This is a genomic window from Streptomyces sp. NPDC055506, assembly GCF_053643595.1.
Genome location: NZ_JBSHKH010000009.1, coordinates 38,302 through 62,911, shown reverse-complemented (window position 1 = coordinate 62,911; position 24,610 = coordinate 38,302). Strand labels below are relative to the sequence as shown.

Below are 24,610 nucleotides of genomic sequence, written 5' to 3'. Positions count from 1 at the left end.
GGGCCGGAGGTAGGGAAAACCCCCCGTCCAAGACGCCGACGGACTCCATGGTCCGCCGACCTGCGGCGGAGCAGGGTGGAGGTATCGAGGGCACAGCAGCGGGACGAGGAGAAGGACGACGCCGATGGCCACGGAGTACGGACAGGGATACGGGCTCGACGGCGGGCCCGGGTACCCCGGGAGCACCCAACGACGGCGGCACCGGCTGCCGGTCGCGCTGCGGGCGCCGGTCGAGGGCCGCACCTGGCGGGAACTCGGCCATGTGCTGCTCAGCCTGCCGATCAGCATCGTGCTGTTCGTCTACGCGGTGACGATGGTGTCGCTGGGCGCGGGGCTGCTGGTGACGTTCCTCGGCGTACCGGTGCTGGCGGCAGCGCTCGCCGGGTGCCGCGGCTTCGGGGCGGTGGAGCGGTTCCGGGCGCGGGCGCTGCTGGACCTGGAGGTGGAGGAACCGGAGCCGCTGCGGATGCGGAAGCCGGGCGCCATGGCGTGGATGGGGGCCGTCCTCAAGAGCGGCGCCTCGTGGCGGGCCCTGCTGTACGCGCTGTTGCAGATGCCCTGGGCGGTGTTCTCGTTCGCGGTCGCCGTGAACGTGTGGGCGCTGGGCTGGGGGCTGCTGACGTACCCGCTGTGGGCCTGGGTGTTCCCGATGTACGCCGGCCAGGACGGGATCCAGCTGTACGGCGACGAGACGCACCGGGTCTACCTCGACAACCCCTTCGAGATCACGATGACCGCGCTGGTGGGTCTGCTGTTCACGATCGCCATGCCCTGGATCCTGCGGGCGCTGACGATGGTGGACCGGCTGCTGGTGCACGGGCTGCTGGGGCCGTCGCGGCTGGCCTCCCGGGTGGTGGAGCTGGAGTCGGACCGGGGGGTCGTGGTCGACACGGCCGCGGCCGACCTGCGGCGCATCGAGCGGGATCTGCACGACGGGGCGCAGGCCCGGCTGGTGGCACTGGCCATGGATCTGGGGCTGGCGAAGGAGAAGCTCCAGGAGGATCCGGAGGCGGCCGCGCGGATGGTGGACGAGGCGCACGGCGAGGTGAAGACGGCGCTGCAGGAGCTGCGGGACCTGGCCCGGGGGATCCATCCCGCGGTGCTGACGGACCGCGGCCTGGACGCGGCGCTGTCGGCGGTGGCCTCGCGGTGCACGGTGCCGGTGCGGGTCGAGGTCGATCTGGCGGAGCGGCCGGCGCCGGCGATCGAGGGGATCGCGTACTTCACGGTGTCGGAGCTGCTGCAGAACGTCAGCAAGCACAGCCGGGCGACCTGGGCGGGTGTGGAGGTCTGGCGGACCGAGAACCGGCTGATGCTGCAGGTCGTGGACAACGGGCGGGGCGGGGCCGATGTGTCCCGGGGGTCCGGTCTTACCGGGCTGGCGGACCGGCTCGACGCGGTGGACGGGATCCTGGTGGTGGATTCGCCGGCGGGCGGTCCGACCCGGGTGACGGCGGAGCTGCCGTGGCGGGCGGCGTATGTGAGGTGACCTCTGGTCGGGGGTGGCGGGTGTGAGGGCGTTGCACTCCTGGCCCGCCACCCCCGAATCACTCGGACAAGAAGCCGGTCCTGCCCCCCATCCACCCCCCGATCCTGAAATGCTGGACCCGTCGCACGGGTGGGCGCGGAGCCGTTGTGGGCTGCGGACGGGCGGCATCGGGCTGTGGGGGGCCGGAACATCGTGGAGGACAGGGTGCGGGTGGTCATCGCCGAGGATTCAGTGCTGCTCAGGGAGGGCCTGACCCGGCTGCTGACCGACCGCGGGCACGAGGTCGTCGCCGGAGTGGGTGACGGCGAGGCGCTGATCAAGACCATCACCGAGCTGGACGCGCAGGGCGAGCTGCCGGATGTCGTGGTGGCCGATGTGCGGATGCCGCCGACGCACACCGACGAGGGCGTACGGGCGGCGGTGCAGTTGCGCAAGGCGCACCCGGGGCTCGGTGTGCTGGTGCTGTCGCAGTACGTGGAGGAGCGGTACGCCACGGAGCTGCTGGCGGGCTCCAGCCGGGGGGTCGGTTATCTGCTGAAGGACCGGGTGGCCGAGGTCCGTGAGTTCGTGGACGCGGTGGTGCGGGTGGCCGACGGCGGTACGGCCCTCGACCCGGAGGTGGTCGCGCAGCTGCTGGGCCGCAGCCGTAAGCAGGACGTGCTCGCGGGGCTCACGCCGCGGGAGCGGGAGGTGCTGGGGCTGATGGCCGAGGGGCGGACGAACTCGGCGATCGCCCGGCAGCTGGTGGTCAGCGACGGAGCGGTCGAGAAGCACGTCAGCAACATCTTCCTGAAGCTGGGGCTGTCGCCGAGCGACGGGGACCACCGCAGAGTCCTGGCCGTGCTCACGTACCTCAATTCCTGACATGCGAGGCAGGAGTGTGTGATCACCCCAAAGTCGCGTCCAAGATGCGAATGACACAAAGAAGGCGACCCTTACGGTCGTAGGGTTGATCCTGGGAGGCCTGCGGGAAGGCCTGTCCCGGACAGCCGCCTCGAGGGAGGTCCAGTTCAGTGACCAGCCAGGTCAGTAGCCCAGCGGAGCAGGCCGACGGACCAGTCGTAGGAGAGCAGCGCAAAGCGGCGGGCGCCAAGGGCGTCCGCCGTCTCGACCGGGTGATCATCAGGTTCGCGGGGGACTCGGGTGACGGTATGCAGCTCACCGGCGACCGCTTCACCTCGGAGACCGCGTCGTTCGGCAACGACCTGTCGACGCTGCCGAACTTCCCGGCCGAGATCCGGGCGCCCGCCGGAACCCTGCCAGGGGTGTCGTCCTTCCAGCTGCACTTCGCCGACCACGACATCCTCACGCCCGGTGACGCGCCGAACGTGCTGGTGGCGATGAACCCGGCCGCGCTGAAGGCGAACATCGGCGACCTGCCGCGCGGCGCCGAGGTGATCGTCAACACGGACGAGTTCACCAAACGGGCGATGCAGAAGGTCGGCTACGAGACGTCTCCGCTGGAGGACGGGTCGCTGGACGGCTACCACCTGCACCCGGTGCCGCTGACCACGCTCACCGTGGAGGCGCTGAAGGAGTTCGACCTCAGCCGCAAGGAGGCGGAGCGCAGCAAGAACATGTTCGCGCTGGGCCTGCTGAGCTGGATGTACCACCGGCCCACCGAGGGCACGGAGAAGTTCCTCAAGTCCAAGTTCGCCAAGAAGCCCGATATCGCGGCGGCCAACATCGCCGCGTTCCGGGCGGGCTGGAACTTCGGCGAGACCACCGAGGACTTCGCCGTCTCCTACGAGGTGGCCCCGGCGTCCACGGCGTTCCCGCCGGGTGTCTACCGCAACATCTCCGGCAACCTCGCCCTGTCGTACGGCCTGGTCGCCGCGAGCCGGCAGGCGGATCTGCCGCTCTACCTGGGGTCGTACCCGATCACTCCGGCGTCGGACATCCTGCACGAGCTGTCCAAGCACAAGAACTTCGGCGTGCGGACGTTCCAGGCCGAGGACGAGATCGCGGGTATCGGGGCCGCGCTGGGCGCGGCCTTCGGCGGTTCGCTGGCCGTGACCACGACAAGCGGTCCCGGTGTGGCGCTGAAGTCGGAGACCATCGGCCTCGCGGTCTCGCTGGAGCTGCCGCTGCTGGTCGTGGACATCCAGCGCGGCGGGCCGTCGACCGGTCTGCCCACCAAGACCGAGCAGGCGGACCTGCTCCAGGCGATGTTCGGGCGCAACGGCGAGGCCCCTGTCCCGGTGGTCGCGCCCCGTACGCCGGCGGACTGCTTCGACGCCGCGCTGGAGGCGGCGCGGATCGCGCTGACGTACCGCACGCCGGTCTTCCTCCTCTCCGACGGTTATCTGGCCAACGGCTCCGAGCCCTGGCGGATCCCGGACCTGGACGAGCTGCCCGACCTGCGGGTGCAGTTCGCGCAGGGCCCGAACCACACCCTGGAGGACGGCTCCGAGGTGTTCTGGCCCTACAAGCGCGACCCGCAGACACTGGCCCGGCCGTGGGCGATCCCGGGCACGCCGGGTCTGGAGCACCGGATCGGCGGCATCGAGAAGGAGGACGGCACGGGCAACATCTCCTACTCGCCGGCCAACCACGACTTCATGGTCCGCACCCGGCAGGCCAAGATCGACGGCATCGACGTCCCGGACCTCGAGGTGGACGATCCGCACGAGGCGCGGACGCTGGTGCTGGGCTGGGGTTCGACGTACGGGCCGATCACGGCCGCTGTGCGGCGGCTGCGCAGGGCCGGGGAGTCCGTCGCGCAGGCGCATCTACGCCATCTCAACCCCTTCCCGCGGAATCTGGGCGCGGTGCTGGAGCGTTACGACAAGGTGGTGATCCCCGAGATGAACCTCGGGCAGCTCGCCACGCTCATCCGGGCGAAGTACCTGGTCGACGCCCAGTCGTACAACCAGGTCAACGGCATGCCGTTCAAGGCGGAGCAGCTCGCCGCGGCTCTGAAGGAGGCCATCGATGGCTGAGACGTCCACGCACGGCACGGGCACCATCGAGGCGTTCTCCCTCGTCCCCAAGGCCGAGGGCAGGCAGTCGATGAAGGACTTCAAGTCCGACCAGGAAGTCCGCTGGTGCCCCGGCTGCGGCGACTACGCCATCCTCGCGGCGGTGCAGGGCTTCATGCCCGAGCTGGGTCTGGCGAAGGAGAACATCGTCTTCGTCTCGGGCATCGGCTGCTCCTCCCGGTTCCCGTACTACATGAACACGTACGGGATGCACTCCATCCACGGCCGTGCCCCGGCCATCGCCACCGGTCTGGCGAGCTCGCGCCGCGATCTGTCGGTGTGGGTCGTCACCGGTGACGGCGACGCGCTGTCCATCGGCGGCAACCACCTGATCCACGCGCTGCGCCGCAACGTCAACCTCAAGATCCTGCTGTTCAACAACCGGATCTACGGTCTGACCAAGGGCCAGTACTCGCCGACCTCCGAGGTCGGGAAGATCACCAAGTCGACGCCGATGGGCTCGCTGGACGCGCCGTTCAACCCGGTGTCGCTGGCCATCGGCGCGGAGGCGTCGTTCGTGGCGCGGACGGTCGACTCCGACCGCAAGCACCTGACGGAGGTGCTGCGCCAGGCCGCCGCCCACCAGGGCACGGCCCTGATCGAGATCTACCAGAACTGCAACATCTTCAACGACAACGCCTTCGAGGCCCTCAAGGACAAGCAGCAGGCCGAGGAGGCCGTGATCCGGCTGGAGCACGGCGAGCCGATCCGGTTCGGCAGCGACCTGCACAAGGGCGTCGTACGGGACCCGCTGACCGGGGATCTGAAGGTGGTCGCGGTGACGCCGGACAACGAGGACCAGGTGCTCGTCCACGACGCGCACTCCCCGTCCCCGACCACGGCGTTCGCGCTGTCCCGCCTGGCCGACCCGGACACCCTGCACCACACGCCGATCGGTGTCCTCCGCTCGGTCGACCGGCCGGTCTACGACACGCAGATGTCCGACCAGCTCGACACCGCGATCGAGCAGCACGGCAAGGGCGACCTGGGCGCGCTGCTGGCGGGCGGGGACACCTGGACGGTCGTCGGCTGAGTCGCTTGGAGAGCACCGGAACCCGGGACCGCTACGACGCGGCCCGGGTCTCGTCGTAGGTCAGGCGGGCCTTCTCCACCTCGCCCATGCGCTGGTGGGTCCACTGCGCGAGGGCCCGTACCTGCTCGGCGGCCTCGCGGCCCAGGTCGGTGAGGGAGTAGTCGACACGGGGCGGGATCACCGGCTTGGCGTCGCGGTGGACCAGGCCGTCGCGCTCCAGGGTCTGGAGCGTCTGCGTGAGCATCTTCTCGCTGACACCCCGGCCGTTGTACTGGCTGATCGCCCGGCGCAGCTCGCTGAACCGGTGCGGGCGGTTCAGCAGCTCGATCAGGACGAGCACGCCCCAGCGGCTGGTGACGTGTTCCAGGACGAGCCGGTACGGGCACAGGGCCTCGCCATCACTTACTGCCATGACAGTACCTTACTTCAAAGTGGGTACTTTCGAAGAGTTAGCGCTTCTCCTAGGGTTAGTGCCACCGCACCCCACAAGGAGAGTCATCACCATGAGCATCGTCGTCACCGGAGCCACCGGACAGCTCGGCCGTCACGTCGTGGAGCAGCTGCTGGAGAAGGTTCCCGCCGAGCAGATCACCGCGGTCGTCCGCAACGCCGAGAAGGCCGCCGACTTCGCGGACCGCGGGGTGAGGATCGCACTGGCCGACTACAACAACCCCGCGTCCTTCGACGGCCTCTTCTCCGCCGGTGACAAGGTCCTCCTGGTCTCGGGCAACGAGTTCGACAAGGGCCGTGTACAGCAGCACAAGGTCGTCATCGACGCCGCCAAGGCGGCCGGGGTCGCCCTGCTCGCCTACACCAGCGCCCCGGGCAGCCTGACCGCCGCGCTCGCCGACGACCACCGCGGCACCGAGGAGGCCCTGCTGGACTCGGGCGTGCCCTACGCGCTGCTGCGCAACGGCTGGTACCACGAGAACTACACCGAGAACCTCGCCCCGGTGCTGGAGCACAACGCGGTCGTCGCCGCCGCCGGCGAGGGCAGGGTCTCCTCCGCCTCCCGCGCCGACTACGCCGCCGCCGCCGTCGCCGTGCTGACCGGTGAGGGGCACGAGAACAAGACCTACGAGCTGGGCGGCGACTCCGCGTGGAGCTTCGCCGAGTACGCGGCCGAGCTGAGCCGGCAGACCGGCAAGGAGATCACCTACAACGCGGTCACGCCCGAGGTGCTCACCGGCATCCTGGCCGGCGCCGGGCTGCCCGAGCAGTTCGCCCAGATCCTGGCCGGGGTCGACGCCTCCATCGAGAAGGGTGAGCTGGTCGTCTCCACCGGCGACCTGTCCCGCCTGGCCGGCCGTCCGACCACGCCGTTCTCCGAGGCCATCGCCGCCGCGCTCAAGGGCTGAACTCCCTCGGCGGACCCGCCCTCACCCCCGGGTGTCATGACCGTATGCCGATACGGCCATGACAGCCGGGGGTACTCGGCGTTACCTTCGTGGTCGCGGAACACCACGTGCGAAGGAGGGGGCCGTGACCGGCAAGCCGAGGGCCGAGGGACGCATAGGACTGCTGAACGGCTTCGCCGCCTATGGGATGTGGGGGCTCGTCCCCCTGTTCTGGCCCCTGCTGAAGCCGGCGGGAGCGGTGGAGATCCTGGCCCACCGGATGGTGTGGTCGCTGGTCTTCGTGGGCGCCGCCCTGCTCGTGCTGCGCCGCTGGGCCTGGGCCGGAGAGCTGCTGCGGCAGCCGCGCAAGCTGGCGCTGATCACGGTCGCCGCGGCGGTCATCACCGTCAACTGGGGCCTGTACATCTGGTCCGTGAACTCCGGACACGTCGTCGAGGCCTCGCTCGGGTACTTCATCAACCCGCTGGTCACCATCGGGATCGGCGTACTGCTGCTGAAGGAGCGGCTGCGGCCGGTGCAGTGGGCGGCGGTCGGGACCGGCTGCGTGGCGGTCGTCGTGCTGACCATCGGCTACGGCCGGCCCCCGTGGATCTCGCTCTGCCTCGCCTTCTCCTTCGCCGCCTACGGGCTGGTGAAGAAGAAGGTGGGCCTCGGCGGCATCGAGTCACTGGCCGCCGAGACCGCGATCCAGTTCCTGCCCGCGCTCGGCTTCCTCGTGTGGCTGACCGCGCAGGGCGATTCCACCTTCACCACCGAGGGCGCGGGACACGCGGCCCTGCTCGCCTCGGCCGGCATCGTCACCGCGCTGCCCCTGATCTGCTTCGGCGCGGCCGCCATCCGCGTGCCCCTGTCCACCATCGGCCTGCTGCAGTACTCGACGCCGGTCATCCAGTTCCTGCTCGGCATCCTCTACTTCCACGAGGAGATGCCGCCGGAGCGCTGGGCCGGGTTCGCGCTGGTGTGGCTGGCGCTGACGCTGCTCACCTGGGACGCGCTGCGCACCGCCCGCCGCGCCGCCCGCGCGCTCACCGACGAGATCAGCGTGCCCAGCACCACCAGGACGACCGGCACGACCAGCGCCGCCCGGAACGCCGAGAGCGTGGCCTCGGGGCCGGACCCGGTGGACGCCAGGCCGTAGACCGCGGTCACCGCCGAGATGCCGATCGCCGAGCCGAACTGCGTGGCGGTGGTCAGCAGCCCTCCGGCCAGCCCCTGCTCGGACTCGGCGACCCCGTCCGTCGCCGCGATGGTCAGCGGCCCGTAGGCCAGGGCGAAGGCGGAGCCCGCCAGGAACAGCGTCGGGAACATCACGGCGTAGGACCAGCCCATGCCGACCGGCAGGAACAACGCGTACGCGGCCACGGCCAGGACGAAACCGCCGACGATCACGCGGGCGTTGCCCCAGCGGGCGACCAGCCGCGGTGTGAGCGTCGGGGCGAGGACGGCGTCGATGCCCATGGGAATCAAGGCCAGCGCAGTCTCGAGGGACGACCAGCCGCGCAGTTCCTGCAGGTAGAGCGTGACGATGAACTGGAAGCCGAAGAAGGCGCCGAGGAAGAGCAGCGCCCCGAGGTCGGCGCGCACGACCGGGCCCTGACGCAGGATGCCGAGACGGACGAGCGGGTCCGGGCAGCGGCGTTCGGCCGCGACGAAGGCACCGGCCAGCAGCAGCGCCGCCAGCCCCGAGGCCACGGTGAGCGGCCAGTCGCGCAGGCCGTGCTCCAGGCGCACGACGGTGTAGGCGGCCAGCAGCATCGCGCCGGCGGCGGTGATCGCGCCGGGCAGGTCGAAGGTGCCCCGGCGGGCCCTCGGAGCGTCGCTCCGGGGGATCAGCCGTACGGCGGGGACGAGCAGGGCCGCGGCCAGCAGCACCGGCGCGAAGAACACCCAGCGCCAGCCGAACTCGGTGAGCACGCCGCCGACCACCAGGCCGAGGGAGAAGCCGGCCGCGCCCGTCCCGGCGAAGATCAGCAGGGCCTTGTTGCGCTGCGGTCCCTGCTCGTACGACGTGGTGATCAGGGAGAGCGCGGCCGGGGTCATGAAGGCGGCGGCGACACCCGTCACGAACCGGGCGACGACCAGCATCCAGCCCTCGGTCGCGAAGCCGCCCAGCCCCGAGAAGGCGAGGAAGACGGTCAGCCAGAGCAGGAACATCCGGCGCCTGCCGAGCAGGTCGGCGGCCCGGCCGCCCAGGAGCGTGAAGCCGGCGTAGCCGAGCACGTAGGCGCTCATCACCCACGCCGCGGTGTCGGTGCCAAGACCCAGGTCGGAGCGGATGGCCGGGATCGCCACCGCCATCATCGCGATGTCGATGCCTTCGAGGAAGATCGTTCCGCACAGAACGAGCAACAGCGCCCAGGCACGGGTGCCCATCAGTCCACACTCCTCCGCCGTCAGTCGGTTACGCAACTGAGGGTCGGTTCCCTCTTGTAACCATGACCAGCCTGCGGCAGCATCGGGAGACATGGAAGAAGGCACTTCGAAGTCACCGAGTAACTGCGAGAGCACCGTGGACTACGGCGACGCCGATCCCTTCCAGTGGGACACCCGGGAGGACTGCCAGGTCCGGCAGATCCTCGACCGGATCGCCGACAAGTGGTCGCTGCTGGTCATCGCGCTGCTGGAGAACCGGCGGCTGCGCTTCACCGAGCTGCGCCGGGAGATCGACGGGGTCAGCCAGCGGATGCTGACGGTGACCCTGCGGTCGCTGGAACGGGACGGGCTGGTGAAGCGGACCGTGCACCCGGTGGTGCCGCCGCGGGTCGAGTACGAACTGACCTCCCTCGGCAGGACCCTGCACACCACGATCCAGTCCCTGGTGACCTGGACGGAGGAACACCAGGAGGAGATCGCCGCGGCCCGGACCGCGTACGACACCCGGCCCGTATAACTGGTACATGACACAGACACCGGCACGTCCCGCCCCCGTGCACTGGAAGGTCGTCATCGACGCGAACGACCCGCACGCGCAGGCCGACTTCTGGGCCGCCGCGCTCCACTACGAGGTGGAGGACAACAGCGTCCTCATCGGGAAGCTGCTCGGTGCCGGTGTCGTACCGGAGGAGCTGATCGTCGAGTCGCACGGCCGTCACGCCTTCCGCGACCTGATCGCCGTACGGCACCCCGAGGACCCGTTCGAGGAGGAGAGCGGGACCGGGCTGGGGCGGCGGCTGCTGTTCCAGCGGGTGCCGGAGACCAAGACGGTCAAGAACCGGCTCCACCTCGATCTGCACCCGGGCGAGGGGCGGCGCGAGGAAGAGGTCGCGCGGCTGGAAGGGCTCGGGGCGAGGGTACTGCGGCGCGTGGCGGAGCAGGGCGGCGAGTGGGCGCTGATGGCGGACCCGGAGGGGAACGAGTTCTGCGTGCAGTAGCACTGAGGCGGGTCCGGTAACGCCCTGTCCTGTTCGGGCTCTTGACGGAGAGTCAGTGACAGCTTCACCATCCAGGCACCCCATTCAGCGTGGGCGGCCTGCGGACACCCCACGGGCTGCCCGTAGGAACTCGGAGTCCCCACATGAAGCTCTCCGTTTCCGCGCGTGCCGTGGCAGCAGGCGGCATAGCGGCTGTCATGCTCCTGACCGGCGGTGCCGTGGCCGATGCCGCGTCCGCTCCCCCGAGACCGGCGGCGGCGCCCGACATCCCCCTGTCGGGCGTCAAGGCCCATCTGACCCAGCTGCAGTCCATCGCCACCGCCAACGGCGGCAACCGCGCACACGGCCGGACCGGCTACAAGGCCTCGATCGACTACGTGAAGGCCAAGCTGGACGCCGTCGGATTCACCACCACGCTCCAGCAGTTCACCGCCTCGGGACGCACCGGCTACAACCTGATCGCCGACTGGCCCGGCGGCGACACGAGCCAGGTCGTGATGGCCGGCTCGCACCTCGACAGCGTCTCCTCCGGGCCCGGCATCAACGACAACGGTTCCGGCTCGGCCGCCGTCCTGGAGACCGCCCTCGCCGTGGCACGTTCGCAGTACAAGCCCACCAAGCATCTGCGGTTCGCCTGGTGGGGCGCGGAGGAACTCGGCCTGGTCGGCTCCCGCTACTACGTCAACCGGCTGGCGACCGGGGACCGTTCCAGGATCAGCGCCTACCTCAACTTCGACATGATCGGCTCCTCGAACCCTGGCTACTTCGTCTACGACGACGACCCGGCGATCGAGAAGACCTTCAAGGAGTACTTCAGCGGCCTCGGCGTCCCGACCGAGATCGAGACCGAGGGGGACGGCCGCTCCGACCACGCGCCGTTCAAGAGCGCGGGCGTGCCGGTGGGCGGCCTGTTCACCGGGGCCAGCCGCGCGAAGACGGCGGCGCAGGCGGCCAAGTGGGGCGGTACGGCCGGGCAGGCCTTCGACCGCTGCTACCACTCCTCCTGCGACACCACCGCCAACATCAACGACACGGCCCTCGACCGCAACAGCGACGCGGTCGCGTACGCGGTGTGGGAGCTGTCGGAGTAGTTCCGGCCGCTCTCCCCTACTGGTTGCGGGCGCGTTCCGTGAGGCGGCCCATGCGGGCCCGGGCCGACTCCAGTTGCTCGACCTCCTCGGCGGCAGGGCCGTCCTCGGCGGCGAGCTCGGTCCACAGGCCGATCAGGTCGCGCCCCAGCTCCAGCCCCAGCGCCGGGTCGCGCACGGCCCGCCAGGCGGTGGCCGCGCTCTGCACATTGCCGTACGCGGCCTCCCCGTCGCCCGTACGGCGGCGGGCACCGGCCAGGTCGAGAGACAGCCGGAAGGCGCGGAGCGGGTCGCCCGCCAAGTAGGCGATGTACGCGCTGAGTTCACCCAGCCGGAGCACCTCGGGGTGCTCCGGCCCCAGCGTCGCCGACGCCTGCGCGACGGTCTGGTCCGCCAGCGCGGCCGCGGCGTCGATCCTGCCCTCCTTCACGGCCTCGTTGATCCGCGTGATCGGCTCCGCGACGAGGTGGCCGGGGGCTCCGGAGTCGCCCTGTGCGCCGGAAGGTTCGTCACCGAACATGGCCTCCGCGACCGCGTCGAAACCGCGGGCGGGGGTGGGCTTGGCATCGAGGTCGGCGAGCAACTCCGCTTCGAGCACGGGGTCGGGCTTCCCGCTGCGCCGGGGCACGGCGGCGGGACCGGATTCGGGGAGCGGGAGCGGCCTCGCGTCCATGGGCGGAGGCGGCCCGAACTCACCGGTCGGGGGCGCGACGGTACCGGGCGGTGTGGCATGGCCCGGAGGCGCGTCTTCCGGTGCGGGCCGCGGGGGCTCCTGCACGGCGCGCAGCCGGAACGTCGGGGCCGCGCCGAGCTCGCCCGACTCCGGTACGGGGCGCAGGACATGCGTGGCGCTGTCGCTCCGCGGGGGCTTGCTCGGCTGCTCCTGCTCCGCCGCAGCGGGTGGCATGGGTCCGGGGGTGCTCGGGGCGGGGGTGCCCGGAGCGGGGGTGCCCGGAGCGGGGGTGCCGGTTACGGGCTGTTCCGTGGCTGTGCCGACCGCGGGCGGGTCGGCAGCCGTGCCGGCCGTTGGCGGTTCCGCACCCGCGCCGGCCGTTGGCGGTTCCGCACCCGCGCCGGCCGGGGGCCACTCCGTCGCCGGGCCGGCCGTGGGAGGTTCTGTGGCTGCGCCGGCCGGGAGCCGATCCGAAGCCGCTTCTGCCGGGGGCCACTCCGTGGCTGCGCCGGACATGGGAGGCTCCGTGGCTGCGCCAGCCGTCGGCCGTTCCGAAGCCGCACCCGCAGGGGGCCACTCCGTCGCCGGGCCGGCCGTGGGAGGTTCTGTACCTGGGCCGGCAGTCGGCCGGTCCGAAGCCCCACCCGCCGGAGGCCACTCCGTCGCCGGTCCGGCCGTAGGAGGTTCCGTCGCTGCGCCGACCATCGGCCGTTCCGCGGCCGCGCCCGCCGGAGGCCACTCCGTGGCCGCACCGGAAGTGGGCCGGGACGTCGCCGCGCCAGGCATGGGCGAGGACGTCGCCGCGCCAGTCGTGGGTGGTTGCGGCGGGCGTCCGGTGGCCGGTTCCTCCGGCGGTGTCGTACGGACCGGCTCGGCCGTGAAGTGGCTGGAACCGTCCGGGTCGACCCGGAGGGGGACGACGTAGCCGATGCGCTCGTCGTGGATCGTGGCGAGGACCGCGTGGCCGGTGGCGAGGGCGATGTGGTGGAGGCGGTTCAGGACGGCCTTGTGGAGCTCCTCGCCGGGGGCCGCGAAGACCGGGACGCCGCCGACGGACGCGCCGTCGGACACGCCCGGCGCTCCGGCCCCGGCACTCGGTCCGGCACCGTGCCCTGTCCTGGGGACATGGACGTCGATCGGCGCCGCCGGGGTCGCCGCGTGTGCGGCCTGCTTCTGTTCCCGCTTCTTCTCGCGGCTGAGTCGCGACATCGTCCCCTCACTCGGCGTCGTACACCTACTGTCGAGTGTGTCCGCTCGCTCCCGTTTCTCACGTCACCGCGGTGTCACAGGCTCGTCCCAAGGACTGTAGGCCCCGGCGCGCGTTGTTCCGGTTGGCATGAAGATCGGGAGTACGAGGGAGGAGAGGTGCATGCAGACAGGCGTGCGACAAGGCCCGGAGATCTGGATCCGCGGCCCGGTGACCACCCAGGAGCCGGGACCGCCGGAGCCGGCCCACGCCCATGCCGCGGCCCGGCGCTTCTCCTGGGTCGGCACGCACGGCGGCGCGGGCGTCTCCACGCTCGCCGCGGTCTACGGCGGTCATGACAGCGGCCGTGCCTGGCCCGCGCCGGGCGCCCCGCCGTCGGTGCTGCTGGTCGCCCGAACGCACGCGGCCGGGCTGGACACGGTCGCCGGTGCGGTGGAGATCTTCCGGCGCGGTCAGGCTCCGCAGGGTCTCGACCTCGACGGCGTCGTCCTGGTGGCGGACGCCCCGGGCCGGCTGCCGCGCCCGCTCGCCCAGCGGGTCAAGTCCCTTGAGGCGGTCATCGACGTGTACCGCGTGCCATGGGTGCCGTCCTGGCGGCTCGGCGAACTGGGCCACCCGCCGCGCGAGACGGCACCCCTGGCCAGGCTGACGGGAGCGGCACGCTGACGGCCTTCCCCCTGTCGGCCCAGGAGATCGCGGCGGGCGTACGGGCCCGGGAGCTGCGCGCTGTCGACGTGGTCGCGGCGGCCCTGGAACGGATCGACCGGGCCGATCCGGAGCTGTGCGCGTTCGTCGAGGTGTGGCACGAGGAGGCGCTGCGACGGGCGGGCGAGGTGGACGCGCTGCTCGAACGGAGGGCCGAGGGCGCACCCGGCTTGAGCGGAGCTGACAACGCCGACGGGTCGGGGGATGTCCCCTGCGGGAGCGCGGCGGCCGGGCGCCGGGGCGTCCCTCGCACGAGTGATGCCGGCATCTCTGGGGACACCCCTCGCACGAGTGGTGCCAACAGGCCAGGTGTCCCTGGCGCGACTGCAGTCGGCAGGTCAGGGGGTGGCCCTCGCACGAGCGCAGTCGACCCGCACGGGGATGTCCCTCGCGCGAGCGCAGCCGACAGCCCCGGGCGCGCCCCTCGTACGAGTAATGCCGACAGACCCGGTGGCGTCCCCCACACGAGTGAGTCCGACAGCTTCACAGCGGCGAGCGGGGCACTGCCCCTCGCCGGTGTGCCCATCGCCGTGAAGGGGCGGCACGGGCTGCGGGCGGCGGGGCCGCTGCTCGCGGCCGGAGTGGTGGCCGTAGGGGCCACCTCCGTGCCCGGGCCGGGGACGCCGTGGCAGACCTGGGGGCTCGGTGCGCGCGGCCGGACCGTCAACCCGTGGCGGGCCGACCGTACGCCGGGCGGTTCCTCGGCCGGGTCGGCCGTGGCGGTGGCCGCCGGGCTGGTGCCGCTGGCCACGGGCAGCGACGGGGCCGGGTCGGTGCGGATCCCGGCGGCGTGGTGCGGGGTCGTCGGGCTGAAGGCCACGGTCGGGCGGCTGCCCTCCGCCGACCGCACGGGACTTGCCGTCCCCGGCGTGCTCGCCCGCTCGGCGTCGGACGCGGCCTGCTGGTGGCAGGTGGTGTCCGGCGAGCCCGAGCCCGTCCTCCCGCCCCTGCCCGTCACCGCCGCCTGGTCCCCCGACCTCGGTTTCGCCGGGCCCGATCCGGAGCCCGTCGCACTCGCCCAGGCCGCGGTGGAACGACTCGTGGCGACGGGTGTCGTACGGCTCGTACGGCCCCGGGTGCCGCTGCGGCTCACGGACCCCGGGCCCGCGTGGCTCGCGCTGCGCGCACCCGGCGCCGACCTGGCCGGGGCCCACCGCGTCCGGGCGGAGAACGACCTGCGGCTGGCCGGGCTGTTCGGGGATGCCGAGCTGCTGCTGACGCCCACGGCACCCACCGCGCCGCACGGCCACGAAGGGCCGGGGGACCGCTACTCCACCTCTCTCACCTGGGCGTTCAACCTCAGCGGGCATCCGGCCCTGAGCCTCCCGGCGGGCTTCGGCGGGGACGGCTGCCCGGCCGGACTGCAACTGGTGGCGCCGCACGGGCGGGAGGCGCTGCTGCTGGCCGTGGCGCGGGAGGCGGAGGCGCGTATCGGGAGCTGACGGCCACCCCTGGCGGATTTGAATGCGCACGCATATGATGCATGCGCGCGTAATCGCCGTACGCCTTCCTTCTGGGGGACACATGACCCGCCGTTTCCTTTTCGTCCTGGGCAGTGCCCGCGCCGACGGCAACACCGAGCTGCTGGCCCGCCGGGCCGCCGAGCAACTGCCCCCGGACGTCGAACAGCAGTGGATCGACCTCACCGAGCACCCGATACCCGACTTCGAGGACCTGCGGCACGACAGCGACCATGTCCGCCCGACCGAGGGCAACCTCGCCCTGCTGCTCGACGCCACGCTCGCGGCGACGGACATCGTGATCGCCTCGCCCCTGTACTGGTACTCGGTCTCGGCGCAGACCAAGCGCTACCTGGACTACTGGTCGGGCTGGCTGCGCACGCCCGGCCTCGACTTCAAGGCGACCCTGGCCGGACGCACCCTGTGGGGCGTCACCGCCCTCGCGCACCGGGAGGAGGTCGTCGCCGACCCGCTGATCGGGACGCTCCACAACTCGGCCGCGTACATGGGGATGCGCTTCGGCGGGGTGCTGCTCGGCAACGGCAGCAAGCCCGGTGACGTGGTGAACGACACCGAGGCGCTGACCCGCGCGAAGACGTTCTTCACCCAGGAGGCCCCGCCCGCCCGGTTCCTCTACGAGAATTGAATCCTCCCCCTCGCGAACGAGGGGGATTCCTGGCTCAGGCTGCCTTCGGGAGCAGCGCTCCCGCGGAGTTCTTGTCTCGCGGCGAGACGGCTCCGCAGGCGGTGCAGGTGTAGGTGCGCCCACAGAGGAAGTGCGTGCTCGGTTCTCGCTCCGCACTGCGTGCAGTCCATGGTGGTGTGCGCGGGATGTACGAGGCGCACATCGCGCCCGTGTTTGCGGCCAATCTCACGGCGCTCCCCGCCCTGAACCCGATGCGGCGATTCCTCCGCGGCGTGAACGCCAGGGCCTCCTCGCAAGAAACAGGTGAACCCCGACGGCGTGTGAGTCCTAGGCCGTGATGTCCTTCGTCGTGAAGCGGGCCCAGGCCGCCGAGCCGAAGACCGCCGCGTACAGGGCCTGGAGGCCGAGGTTCTTCGCCAGGTCGTCCCAGTAGACCGGCTCGCGCATGAGGTCGGCGAAGGACAGCCAGTAGTGCGAGAAGAAGTACGGCTGGAGGGCGTGCAGTTGCGGGATCTGGTCGAGGATCTGGACCGTGATCAGCAGGCCGACGGTGGTCGCCATCGCCGCGATGCCGCTGCCTGTGAGCGTCGAGACGAACAGGCCGAGCGCCGCGACGCCGATCAGTGACGCGGCGACGGCGAGGGCGATCAGCAGGGCTCTGCCCAGGCCCTCGGCGAAGCTGATCTGGGTGCCGGAGATGGTCGTCAGGTCGCCGAGCGGGAACAGCAGCGCGCCGACCGTCAGCGCGGAGACGGCGACCACCAGGGTGGCCGCCAGGCAGAAGATGACGACGGTCGCGTACTTGGTGAGCAGCAGCCGGCTGCGGCCTGCCGGGGCGACCAGCAGATAGCGGAGGGTGCCGGAGTTCGACTCGCCGGCGATCGCGTCGCCCGCGACGACCCCGATCGCCATCGGCAGGAAGAACGGGAGGGTGGCGGCCAGGGCGGTGAAGACGAGGAACAGGCCGTTGTTGGTGATCTGCGAGATGAAGGCCGGCCCTCCGCCCCCTCCGCCGCCGGGCGACGACCCGTCACCCGTCTCTATCTTGACGGCGATGCCGACCAGCACGGGCACGCCCGCGAGGACGGCCAGCAGCGCGAGGGTGCGCCAGCGCCGGAAGGTCGTGGTGAGCTCGCTGCGCAGCAGCCCGAAGGTCCACAGCGGGCTCACCCGGCGTACGGCAGCCTTCGCCGTGTCAGCCTGCGACATCGAAGCCCTCCCCGGTCAGCGCCACGAACGCGTCCTCCAGCGAGGCCCGTTCGACCGTGAAGCCGCGCACCCGTACCCCGGCCGTCACCAGCGCGGCGTTCACCTCGGCGAGGTCGCGGTCCGGCGGTTCGCCGGTCACCCGGTCGTCGGTGACGACGAGGTCGCCGACGCCCTGCTCCTTCAGCACCCGGGCCGCCTCCGCCGGGTCCGGCGTGGTCACCACGAGCCGGCCGCGTGCCCCCGCCGACAGCTCGGCGACCGGGCCCTGTGTGAGCAGCCGGCCCTGGGCCATCACGGCCGCGTGGGTGCAGACCTGCTCGATCTCGTCGAGCAGATGGGAGGAGAGGAAGACGGTCGTGCCGTCCGAGGCCAGCTCCCGGATCAGGGTGCGGATCTCGCGCATGCCCTGCGGGTCGAGGCCGTTGGTCGGCTCGTCGAGCACGAGCAGCCGGCGCGGCTGGAGCAGGGCGGCGGCGAGGCCCAGGCGCTGTTTCATGCCCAGTGAGTACGCCTTGGCCTTCTTGCCCCCGGCGGCCGTCAGCCCCACCCGGTCCAGGGCGGCGGCGACCCGGGCCCGCCGGGTGCGGGGATCGGCGGCCGGGTCGGCCGAGTCGTACCGGATGAGGTTGTCGCGGCCGGAGAGGAAGCCGTAGAGGGCCGGGCCCTCGATGAGGGCGCCGACGTGCGGCAGCACGGCGCGGGTGGCCCGGGGCATGGGCTGCCCGAGGACCCGCGCCGTGCCGGAGGTGGCCTCGATGAGGCCCATCAGCATGCGGATGGTGGTGGTCTTGCCGGAGCCGTTGGGGCCGAGGAAGCCGAAGACGCTGCCCGCCGGGACGGTCAGGTCGAGACCGTCGACGGCGAGCTGTCCGCCGCGGTAGCGCTTGGTGAGCGCGCGGGTGGCGATGACCGGTTCCCCGGCCGCGGCATCCGCGCCGCTCGGCTCCGGCTCGCGCTCGGGCTCCGTGGCGGACGGTTCGCCCATCGGCTTCCTCGTTCTCTCTGTGCCCCGTGGCCGCAGGGGACTTACTTCCCGGCGTCGGCCGCCTTCACGAGCGCGTCCTTGGTGACCAGGCCGACGTAGACCTTGCCGTCGTCCGTGATCAGGGCGTTGACCAGTCGGGTCGAGAAGACCGTGCCCGAGCCGAACTTGCCGGTGACCTTGTCGCCGAGCGAGTCCATGAAGCCGCCGAGTTCGCCGCCGGCCTCGCCGGAGGGCACGCCCTCGCCGCCGGTGTCGAAGGTGGCTATGGAGTTCCAGCCCTCGCCGATGGTCTTCATGCCGTCGAGGCCCTTGCCGAGGTCCTCATCGGACTTCGGGAGGGACTTCGGGGCGTGCTCGCGCGCTTCGGCCTTGCCGGACGCCTTCTCCTCCGACGCCTTCTCCTCCGTGACCTTCGCCCCCTTCGGCGGAGTGAAGTCGAAGGTCGAGGCGGCCGGCTTGGCGAAGTCGACCTGGGTGAAGCCCGCGTCGACGACGGCGGAACCGCCGCCCGCCGGGGTCAGCGTGAACTTCAGCGGCGTGCCCGTCTTCGCGTCCACGGCCACGGTGATCGCGCCGACCGTCGAGCCGGACTGCTTCGGCTTGATGAGCAGCTTGTAGGCGTCCCGGCCGGCGACCTGGGCGGTGCCGTCCACGGTCACGGAGGTCGTCTCGTCGGCGGCCTTGAGCGCCTCCTCGGCGAAGTCCTTCGGCGTGGCCGGCGGCTGCTGGTCCTTGCCGCTCTCGGAGGCCGTGCCGTGGTGGACCTCGTTGGACTTGCTGTCGTAGGCCCAGACGTCCTTGCCGTTGTGGACGATGCTGTACTCGGCCGCGTTCTCCAGCAGCGACAGCTTCTGCTTGTCCGGGCCGTCGGCCGCGACGCGCAGGGTGTGGGTGCCGGAGGCCAGTTCCGTGAGCTTGGCGGTCGGGTCGGCGGAGGAGCCTCCCTCGCCCTGGCTCGCGGCACCGGACATCAGGCTGCTCTCCAGCCCGCCGAGGTCCGGCAGCCCGAGGTCCGTGCTGATCTTCACGGTGCCGGACAGCTGCTGGACGTCGGACTTGGCGATCTTCTCGATGAGCTGCTGTGCGGTGATCTTCGGGAGGTCGGGATCACCGGAGTCGGCGAGTGCGGGGACCAGCCCGATCGTCGCGGCGGCCACCCCCATCACCGTGACGGGTACGACGTACCGCGCGGCCTTGCGCCGTCCGGAACGCTGCTCGTCGACCTCCCCGGCGGTCGTGCTGTCGTCGGATGCGTACGGTGCCATGTGTGCCCTACCTCCGTGGTCGGCGGCGGCTGTCCGTGTCGTCCACGCACTCGTCCCTGGCCGCCATTCTCACCCGAACAGGTGAGGTTTGGTGTTTTCCGTGGTTTCCATCTGACCAAATCGGCCAGGGAGATACGTCAGACCGCGGACTCAACTCCACGTACTGCTGGGGTATGACACGGAGGGGCGGCTTCTCCCCCGACCCGTAGGGGTTGCCGGTCAGCCGGCCCGGTGCACCACCGCGTCGCACAGCTCCACGAGTGCCGTCTTCGCGGCGCACTCGGGCAGGGGGGCCAGCGCCGAGCGGGCGTCCTGGGCGTAGCGGACGGTGTCCTTCCGGGCCTGCTCCAGCGCCGGGTGGGCGCGCAGCAGGCGCAGGGCCTCGGCGTGCCGTTGGTCGTCGGTGAGGTCGGAGTCCAGCAGCTCGCACAGGGCGATGTCGTCGGCGAGCCCGAGCCGGGCCGCCCGCTCGCGCAGCCGCAGCACCGGCATCGTGGGGATGCCCTCGCGCAGGTCGGTGCCGGGGGTCTTGCCGGACTCGTGGGAGTCGGAGGCGATGTCCAGGACGTCGTCCGCGAGCTGGAAGGCGACGCCGAGCCGCTCGCCGTACTGGGTCAGCACGTCCACGGTCGTCTCGTCGGCGCCGGACATCATCGCGCCGAACCGGCACGACACGGCCACCAGCGAACCGGTCTTGCCGCCCAGCACGTCCAGGTAGTGCTCGACGGGGTCGCGGCCGTCCTGCGGTCCGGCCGTCTCCAGGATCTGCCCGGTCACCAGCCGTTCGAACGCCTCGGCCTGCACCCGCACCGCCTCCGGACCGAGGTCGGCCAGGGTGTGCGAGGCACGGGCGAAGAGGAAGTCGCCGGTGAGGACCGCGACGGAGTTGTCCCAGCGGGTGTTCGCGCTCGCGACCCCGCGGCGCACCGTCGCCTCGTCCATCACGTCGTCGTGGTACAGCGTGGCGAGGTGGGTCAGCTCCACGACGACGGCCGACGGCACGATCCCGGGCGCGTACCGGTCGCCGAACTGGGCGGAGAGCATCACGAGCAGCGGACGGAACCGCTTGCCGCCGGCCCGCACCAGATGCTGGGCGGCCTCCGTGATGAAGGGCACCTCACTCTTGGTGGCCTCGAACAAGCCTTCCTCGACAGCCGCCAACCCGGCCTGGACATCGGCTTCCAGAGCCTGGTCCCGCACGCTCAGCCCGAACGGCCCGACGTCGGTCACGAGGGGTCTCCTGTCTGCTGTGTCTGCCGGTGATTACGCGGATTGTCGATAGGTCGCTGCCATCACTCGAGTCAGCGTATCCGGTCACGTTTCGATCACCGCCAGCGCCCATGGTTACAGGCCGGGTGGTATCTGATCACGACCGTTATGTTTTTGATCGGGCCATAAGAACAGACATTTGTCGACTTACCAGTCGATAGTGAGATATTCACGATTTGCCATGACGATTGAGCAAATCCCCTTTGACGGCAATTGCCCCACAGGCTTGTGATCAGTGAGTTGAATCACGTTAACCCCTTTGTCGCGCCACCCCGGCATCGACCCGTACCTCCTTCAGCCGAACGCCAGTTGAGCCTTGGCTCTCGCAAAGGATCAAGCGGACCAAACACCCCTGACCAAGGTCAACCGCGCGATATGTGACTCCGGCGCTTGTTCCCGACATGTGCTCTCGCATACGTTCCCGGCCTGTCCGGCGGACGCCGAATCCTGCCGCCGCCCGGACCCCCACACGAACCGACTCACTCACGCAGGGCAGGAGCGGGGGACCCAGGTAAGTCGCCGGTCCGCACAGCGGCACGGCTCGGGGTGAAGCCGCGCACGGCAGTACACCGCCGTACGCGGCCGGGCACCTCCCGGCCCGAACCCGACAGCTCACCTCGCAGGCGCCGGAGAGGAATATCGCCATGGCCGGACGAGGCAAGCACCGTCGCCCCAGAACCAACCCGCTCTCCCGAGGTGTCGCGATCGCCGGCACCGGCGGAGCGGCACTGACCCTCCCGCTCCTCGGAGCCACCTACGCGAGCGCCGCCGAGGCGCCGCAGAGCGCCCCCGCCGTCGCACAGTCCGTGCCCCAGGCGGCCCAGCCCAAGTCGCTCTCGTACACCGTGACCAAGGGCGACACGCTCTACCGCATCGCGGACAAGTACGACGTCTCGGGCGGCTGGAAGAAGCTCTACAAGGACAACCGCTCCGCCATCGGCGACGACCCGAAGCTGATCCACCCGGGCCTGAAGCTGAAGGTGTCGACGACCAAGGCGGCCGCCACGAAGAAGGCCACCAAGTCGTCCGCCAAGCCGGCCGCGAAGCCCGCCGGCGGCGTCGCCAAGGCCACCCAGGCCTCCGCGAAGACCTACGCCGACAACCTCGACGGATGGATCCGCGAGGCGCTGGACATCATGGCGCAGAAGGGCATTCCGGGGTCGTACGACGGCATCTACCGCAACGTCATGCGCGAGTCGTCCGGCAACCCCCAGGCGATCAACAACTGGGACTCCAACGCAGTCAAGGGCACCCCCTCCAAGGGCCTGCTCCAGACCATCGACCCGACCTTCCAGGCCTACCACGTGGACGGCACGTCGTGGGACCCGTACGACCCGGTCGCCAACATCACCGCGGCCTGCAACTACGCGGCCGACCGCTACGGCTCGATCGACAACGTCAACGGCCCGTACTGAGCCGTCCCGCCCAGCAGTCGCTCGAGGACGACGGCGATGCCGTCGTCCTCGTTCGACAGGGTGATCTCGTCGGCCACGGCCTTGAGTTCGGGATGGGCGTTCGCCATCGCGACGCCGTGGCCGGCCCAGTCGAACATCGGGATGTCGTTGGGCATGTCGCCGAAGGCGATGGTGTCCGCCGGCCGCAGCCCCAGATGCTCGGCGGCCAGCGCCAGGCCCGTCGCCTTGGTGACCCCGCACGGCTGGAGCTCGACCGTGCCGGGCCCCGACATCGTCACCGTCGCCAGTGAGCCGACCACCGAACGGGCCGTCGCCGCCAACTCGTCGTCCGTCAGGTAGGGATGGCGCAGCAGCACCTTGCTGATCGGCTCGCACCACAGGTCGTCGCGCCGGTCGACCCGTACGGCCGGCAGGGTCGGGTGCGGCATGAGATAGCCCGGCTCGATGAGCGTGAGCCCGTCGACCCCGTCCTGGTCGACCGCGGCGTACACCTGCCCCACCTCGGCCTCGATCTTGCCGAGCGCGGTCTCCGCCAGTTCCCGGTCCAGGGTGATGGACCACAGCAGCCGGTCCGCGCCGGCGTCGTACACCTGCGCGCCCTGCCCGCACACCGCGAGCCCCGTGCAGCGGAGGTCGTCGAGGAGCGGTCGCACACGCGGCGCCGGCCGGCCCGTCACCACGAGGTGCTGGGCACCGGCCTCCGCCACCCGCGCGAGCACGGCGAGCGACCGGTCGGAGAGGGTGTCGTCGCCGCGCAGCAGCGTTCCGTCCAGGTCGGTGGCGATGAGTGAATATGCGATGGGTGCGGCCATGATCTGAGAATACGGACAGCGCGCCCCTTCGTTTCACCGCGCCGTGGACACCGATTGCCCGGTTGAAGGCCTCTGCACCAGTTGGCAACAACATGGTCCGCTACCTACCGTCGAGGCCGTCTCGGGCGGTACCTTCCAAGTGTCCAGGGGGGACTTGATCGGGGGGTCGAGTTGAGCAGTGGGCGCATTCGCGTGGCTGGGCCCGGGGAGCTCGGCGAAGGGGAAAGGGAGCGCTGGCGCGCGCTGCGCGCTGCCTCCGAGGCACCGCGCAACCCATTCATGGAACCGGAGTTCACCGAAGCCGTCGGCCTGGTGAGGCCGCAGGCCCGGGTCGCGGTGGTGTACGAGGGGCTGGAGCCGGCCGGCTTCCTGCCCTATGAGCGGGGCCCGTTGGGCCAGGGCCGGGCGATCGGGCTCGGCGTCTCGGACGCGCAGGGGGCGATCCTGCGGCCGGGCCTGGACCTGGACACGGGCCGGCTCCTGAAGGCCTGCTCGATGTCGAGCTTCGCCTTCGACAACCTGGAGGCCGAGCAGCGGCTGTTCGTCCGGTACGCGGCCGAGGAGCACGCCACCTACGTCATCGACGTGGAGAAGGGCTACGAGACGTACGAGTCGGTACTGCGTGCCCAGTCGCCGAAGTTCCTGAAGACCACCCTGGCCAAGGAGCGCAGGCTGGGACGGCAGGCCGGCGAGCCCCGGTTCGTGTTCGACGAACGCGACCCGGCCGCACTGCGCACCCTCATGGAGTGGAAGTCGGCGCAGTACCGCAGGACAGGCCGGCAGGACCGCTTCGCACGGGAGTGGATCACCCGGCTCGTGGGACGGCTGGCCCGGACCCGGGCACCGGAGTGCAGCGGCACCCTGTCCGTGCTGTACGCCGGTGAGCGGCCCATCGCCGCGCACTTCGGACTGCGCTCGGCATCCGTCCTGGCCTGCTGGTTCCCGGCCTACGACCCGGAGTTCGCGAAGTACTCGCCGGGTCTGGTGCTGCATCTGCGCATGGCCGAGGCGGCGGCCGCCGAGGGCATCGGCATGCTCGATCTGGGGCGGGGCGCGGCGGAGTACAAGGACGCGCTGAAGACGGGCGAACTGCCCGTGTACGAGGGTGCGGTGACGCGGCCGGGGGCGGGCGCGGCACTGCACTGGCTGAGCCGCGAGCCGGCGCGCCGCGCGCACAGCTTCGTCCGCGCCAGGCCGCGGCTCGCGGCGCTGGCCGCGCGGACCCTGAAGGGCGCGGCTCGGCTGCGCCGTACCTGAACGCGAGTTCGTACCTGACACGAGTGGGGGGTGAGGGGCGCATGGCTCGTTCGGCGCGTGCGCGGGAGGAGATTCGGCGGTTCCTGGACATCGGGGCGGTTCAGGTCGCCGAGTTGGACCTCGACGGTGACGAGGCGGTGCTCAGACCCGGTCCGGGGAGCCCGCCGGTGACGCACGGCGAGGTGTTCGTGCTGGTCCGCAGGGGCGGCCGGCCCGTGGGCACGCTGCTCGGGCGGGTGCCGAAGGGGGCGGACGCGCGGGTTGTGCTGGCGGGGCGGGCGCGGGCGGAGTGTGCGCCCCTTCCGTCCGCGCGCGCGGATGCCGGTGAGCCCGGTGAGCCCGGTGAGCCCGGTGAGCCCGGTGAGCCCGGTGAGCCCGGTGAGCCCG

22 protein-coding genes, 3 pseudogenes and 1 riboswitch are annotated in these 24,610 nt (G+C 71.3%); of the genes and pseudogenes, 16 read left to right on the top strand and 9 right to left on the bottom strand.

All coding sequences use genetic code 11. The features are described 5' to 3' along the window. Positions 1 to 124 precede the first annotated feature (124 nt). From ACWIF2_RS06015 to ACWIF2_RS06000, 4 genes are all read left to right on the top strand, one after another. Positions 125 to 1,489 (top strand): sensor histidine kinase, encoded by a 1,365-nt coding sequence (locus ACWIF2_RS06015; RefSeq protein WP_454358841.1) that lies wholly within the window; start codon positions 125 to 127, stop codon positions 1,487 to 1,489. A gap of 204 nt (positions 1,490 to 1,693) precedes the next feature. Further along, entirely contained in the window at positions 1,694 to 2,353 is a 660-nt protein-coding gene (locus ACWIF2_RS06010; RefSeq protein WP_382580102.1) for a LuxR C-terminal-related transcriptional regulator, read from the top strand. A 149-nt stretch (positions 2,354 to 2,502) separates the two neighbouring features. Continuing rightward, positions 2,503 to 4,431, top strand: coding sequence for a 2-oxoacid:acceptor oxidoreductase subunit alpha (locus tag ACWIF2_RS06005; protein ID WP_454358840.1), 1,929 nt, complete (start codon positions 2,503 to 2,505; stop codon positions 4,429 to 4,431). Beyond that, positions 4,424 to 5,503, top strand: a complete 1,080-nt coding sequence (locus tag ACWIF2_RS06000; RefSeq protein ID WP_454358839.1) for a 2-oxoacid:ferredoxin oxidoreductase subunit beta — start codon at positions 4,424 to 4,426, stop codon at positions 5,501 to 5,503. Before ACWIF2_RS06005 ends, ACWIF2_RS06000 begins: the two co-directional genes overlap by 8 nt. A gap of 31 nt (positions 5,504 to 5,534) precedes the next feature. Here ACWIF2_RS06000 and ACWIF2_RS05995 read toward each other — a convergent pair whose 3' ends face one another. After that, positions 5,535 to 5,915 carry a winged helix-turn-helix transcriptional regulator gene (locus ACWIF2_RS05995; RefSeq protein ID WP_454358838.1) on the bottom strand — a complete coding sequence of 127 codons (381 nt, stop codon included), beginning with the start codon at positions 5,913 to 5,915 and terminating at the stop codon, positions 5,535 to 5,537. Positions 5,916 to 6,006: 91 nt separating this feature from the next. Between ACWIF2_RS05995 and ACWIF2_RS05990 the strand changes: the two genes are divergently transcribed. Beyond that, positions 6,007 to 6,861 carry an SDR family oxidoreductase gene (locus ACWIF2_RS05990; protein WP_454358837.1) on the top strand — a complete coding sequence of 285 codons (855 nt, stop codon included), beginning with the start codon at positions 6,007 to 6,009 and terminating at the stop codon, positions 6,859 to 6,861. 187 nt (positions 6,862 to 7,048) lie between these two features. After that, positions 7,049 to 7,999, top strand: coding sequence for an EamA family transporter RarD (gene rarD, locus ACWIF2_RS05985; protein WP_454358884.1), 951 nt, complete (start codon positions 7,049 to 7,051; stop codon positions 7,997 to 7,999). 80 nt (positions 8,000 to 8,079) lie between these two features. On the opposite strand, the pseudogene ACWIF2_RS05980 reads toward rarD, so the two are convergent. Next, positions 8,080 to 9,159, bottom strand: a pseudogene (locus ACWIF2_RS05980) (MFS transporter); the annotation flags it as partial. 166 nt (positions 9,160 to 9,325) lie between these two features. On the opposite strand from ACWIF2_RS05980, the gene ACWIF2_RS05975 reads away from it, so the two are divergent. The 3 genes from ACWIF2_RS05975 (at position 9,326) to ACWIF2_RS05965 (ending at position 11,323) form a co-directional block, all read left to right on the top strand. Beyond that, complete coding sequence (locus ACWIF2_RS05975) at positions 9,326 to 9,751, top strand: winged helix-turn-helix transcriptional regulator (RefSeq protein ID WP_454358836.1); 426 nt, start codon at positions 9,326 to 9,328, stop codon at positions 9,749 to 9,751. Between the two features lie 7 nt (positions 9,752 to 9,758). Next, positions 9,759 to 10,232 carry a VOC family protein gene (locus ACWIF2_RS05970; RefSeq protein WP_454358835.1) on the top strand — a complete coding sequence of 158 codons (474 nt, stop codon included), beginning with the start codon at positions 9,759 to 9,761 and terminating at the stop codon, positions 10,230 to 10,232. 143 nt (positions 10,233 to 10,375) lie between these two features. After that, positions 10,376 to 11,323, top strand: a complete 948-nt coding sequence (locus tag ACWIF2_RS05965; RefSeq protein ID WP_454358834.1) for a M28 family metallopeptidase — start codon at positions 10,376 to 10,378, stop codon at positions 11,321 to 11,323. A gap of 16 nt (positions 11,324 to 11,339) precedes the next feature. On the opposite strand, the gene ACWIF2_RS05960 is transcribed toward ACWIF2_RS05965, so the two are convergent. Next, positions 11,340 to 12,227: a hypothetical protein gene (locus tag ACWIF2_RS05960; RefSeq protein WP_454358833.1), complete on the bottom strand. Its 888-nt coding sequence runs from the start codon at positions 12,225 to 12,227 to the stop codon at positions 11,340 to 11,342. Positions 12,228 to 12,735: 508 nt separating this feature from the next. Between ACWIF2_RS05960 and ACWIF2_RS05955 the strand changes: the two genes are divergently transcribed. The 4 genes from ACWIF2_RS05955 (at position 12,736) to ACWIF2_RS05940 (ending at position 16,011) form a co-directional block, all read left to right on the top strand. Next, on the top strand, positions 12,736 to 12,918 hold the full coding sequence (locus ACWIF2_RS05955; protein ID WP_454358832.1) for a hypothetical protein: 183 nt from the start codon (positions 12,736 to 12,738) through the stop codon (positions 12,916 to 12,918). A gap of 444 nt (positions 12,919 to 13,362) precedes the next feature. After that, on the top strand, positions 13,363 to 13,866 hold the full coding sequence (locus ACWIF2_RS05950) for a DUF6668 family protein (protein WP_454358831.1): 504 nt from the start codon (positions 13,363 to 13,365) through the stop codon (positions 13,864 to 13,866). A gap of 305 nt (positions 13,867 to 14,171) precedes the next feature. Then, the gene (locus tag ACWIF2_RS05945; RefSeq protein ID WP_454358883.1) at positions 14,172 to 15,347 is read left to right on the top strand and encodes an amidase family protein; all 1,176 of its coding nucleotides are present in this window, start codon (positions 14,172 to 14,174) and stop codon (positions 15,345 to 15,347) included. A gap of 82 nt (positions 15,348 to 15,429) precedes the next feature. Continuing rightward, entirely contained in the window at positions 15,430 to 16,011 is a 582-nt protein-coding gene (locus ACWIF2_RS05940; protein ID WP_454358830.1) for a flavodoxin family protein, read from the top strand. A 34-nt stretch (positions 16,012 to 16,045) separates the two neighbouring features. On the opposite strand, the pseudogene ACWIF2_RS05935 reads toward ACWIF2_RS05940, so the two are convergent. The 5 genes and pseudogenes from ACWIF2_RS05935 to ACWIF2_RS05915 form a co-directional block, all read right to left on the bottom strand. After that, a pseudogene (locus ACWIF2_RS05935) lies at positions 16,046 to 16,238 on the bottom strand (zinc ribbon domain-containing protein); the annotation flags it as partial. Positions 16,239 to 16,338: 100 nt separating this feature from the next. Then, entirely contained in the window at positions 16,339 to 17,220 is an 882-nt protein-coding gene (locus ACWIF2_RS05930; protein WP_454358829.1) for an ABC transporter permease, read from the bottom strand. Beyond that, the gene (locus ACWIF2_RS05925; RefSeq protein ID WP_454358828.1) at positions 17,207 to 18,205 is read right to left on the bottom strand and encodes an ATP-binding cassette domain-containing protein; all 999 of its coding nucleotides are present in this window, start codon (positions 18,203 to 18,205) and stop codon (positions 17,207 to 17,209) included. Before ACWIF2_RS05925 ends, ACWIF2_RS05930 begins: the two co-directional genes overlap by 14 nt. Positions 18,206 to 18,246: 41 nt before the next feature. Beyond that, a complete protein-coding gene (locus tag ACWIF2_RS05920) occupies positions 18,247 to 19,470 on the bottom strand; it encodes a LolA family protein (RefSeq protein WP_454358827.1) in 1,224 nt (407 codons plus the stop codon). A gap of 219 nt (positions 19,471 to 19,689) precedes the next feature. Further along, positions 19,690 to 20,700, bottom strand: a complete 1,011-nt coding sequence (locus ACWIF2_RS05915; RefSeq protein ID WP_454358826.1) for a polyprenyl synthetase family protein — start codon at positions 20,698 to 20,700, stop codon at positions 19,690 to 19,692. A 509-nt stretch (positions 20,701 to 21,209) separates the two neighbouring features. Then, positions 21,210 to 21,380, top strand: a riboswitch (cyclic di-AMP (ydaO/yuaA leader). A 3-nt stretch (positions 21,381 to 21,383) separates the two neighbouring features. Between ACWIF2_RS05915 and ACWIF2_RS05910 the strand changes: the two genes are divergently transcribed. Then, positions 21,384 to 22,154, top strand: coding sequence for a transglycosylase SLT domain-containing protein (locus ACWIF2_RS05910; RefSeq protein WP_454358825.1), 771 nt, complete (start codon positions 21,384 to 21,386; stop codon positions 22,152 to 22,154). Here ACWIF2_RS05910 and ACWIF2_RS05905 read toward each other — a convergent pair. Further along, positions 22,118 to 22,966: an HAD family hydrolase gene (locus ACWIF2_RS05905; RefSeq protein ID WP_454358824.1), complete on the bottom strand. Its 849-nt coding sequence runs from the start codon at positions 22,964 to 22,966 to the stop codon at positions 22,118 to 22,120. The two genes, ACWIF2_RS05910 and ACWIF2_RS05905, sit on opposite strands and share 37 nt — an antisense overlap. A gap of 171 nt (positions 22,967 to 23,137) precedes the next feature. Here ACWIF2_RS05905 and ACWIF2_RS05900 point away from each other — a divergent pair, with 171 nt between their 5' ends. Continuing rightward, positions 23,138 to 24,223, top strand: coding sequence for a GNAT family N-acetyltransferase (locus tag ACWIF2_RS05900; protein WP_454358823.1), 1,086 nt, complete (start codon positions 23,138 to 23,140; stop codon positions 24,221 to 24,223). A 41-nt stretch (positions 24,224 to 24,264) separates the two neighbouring features. Continuing rightward, a pseudogene (locus ACWIF2_RS05895) lies at positions 24,265 to 24,610 on the top strand (hypothetical protein); the annotation flags it as partial.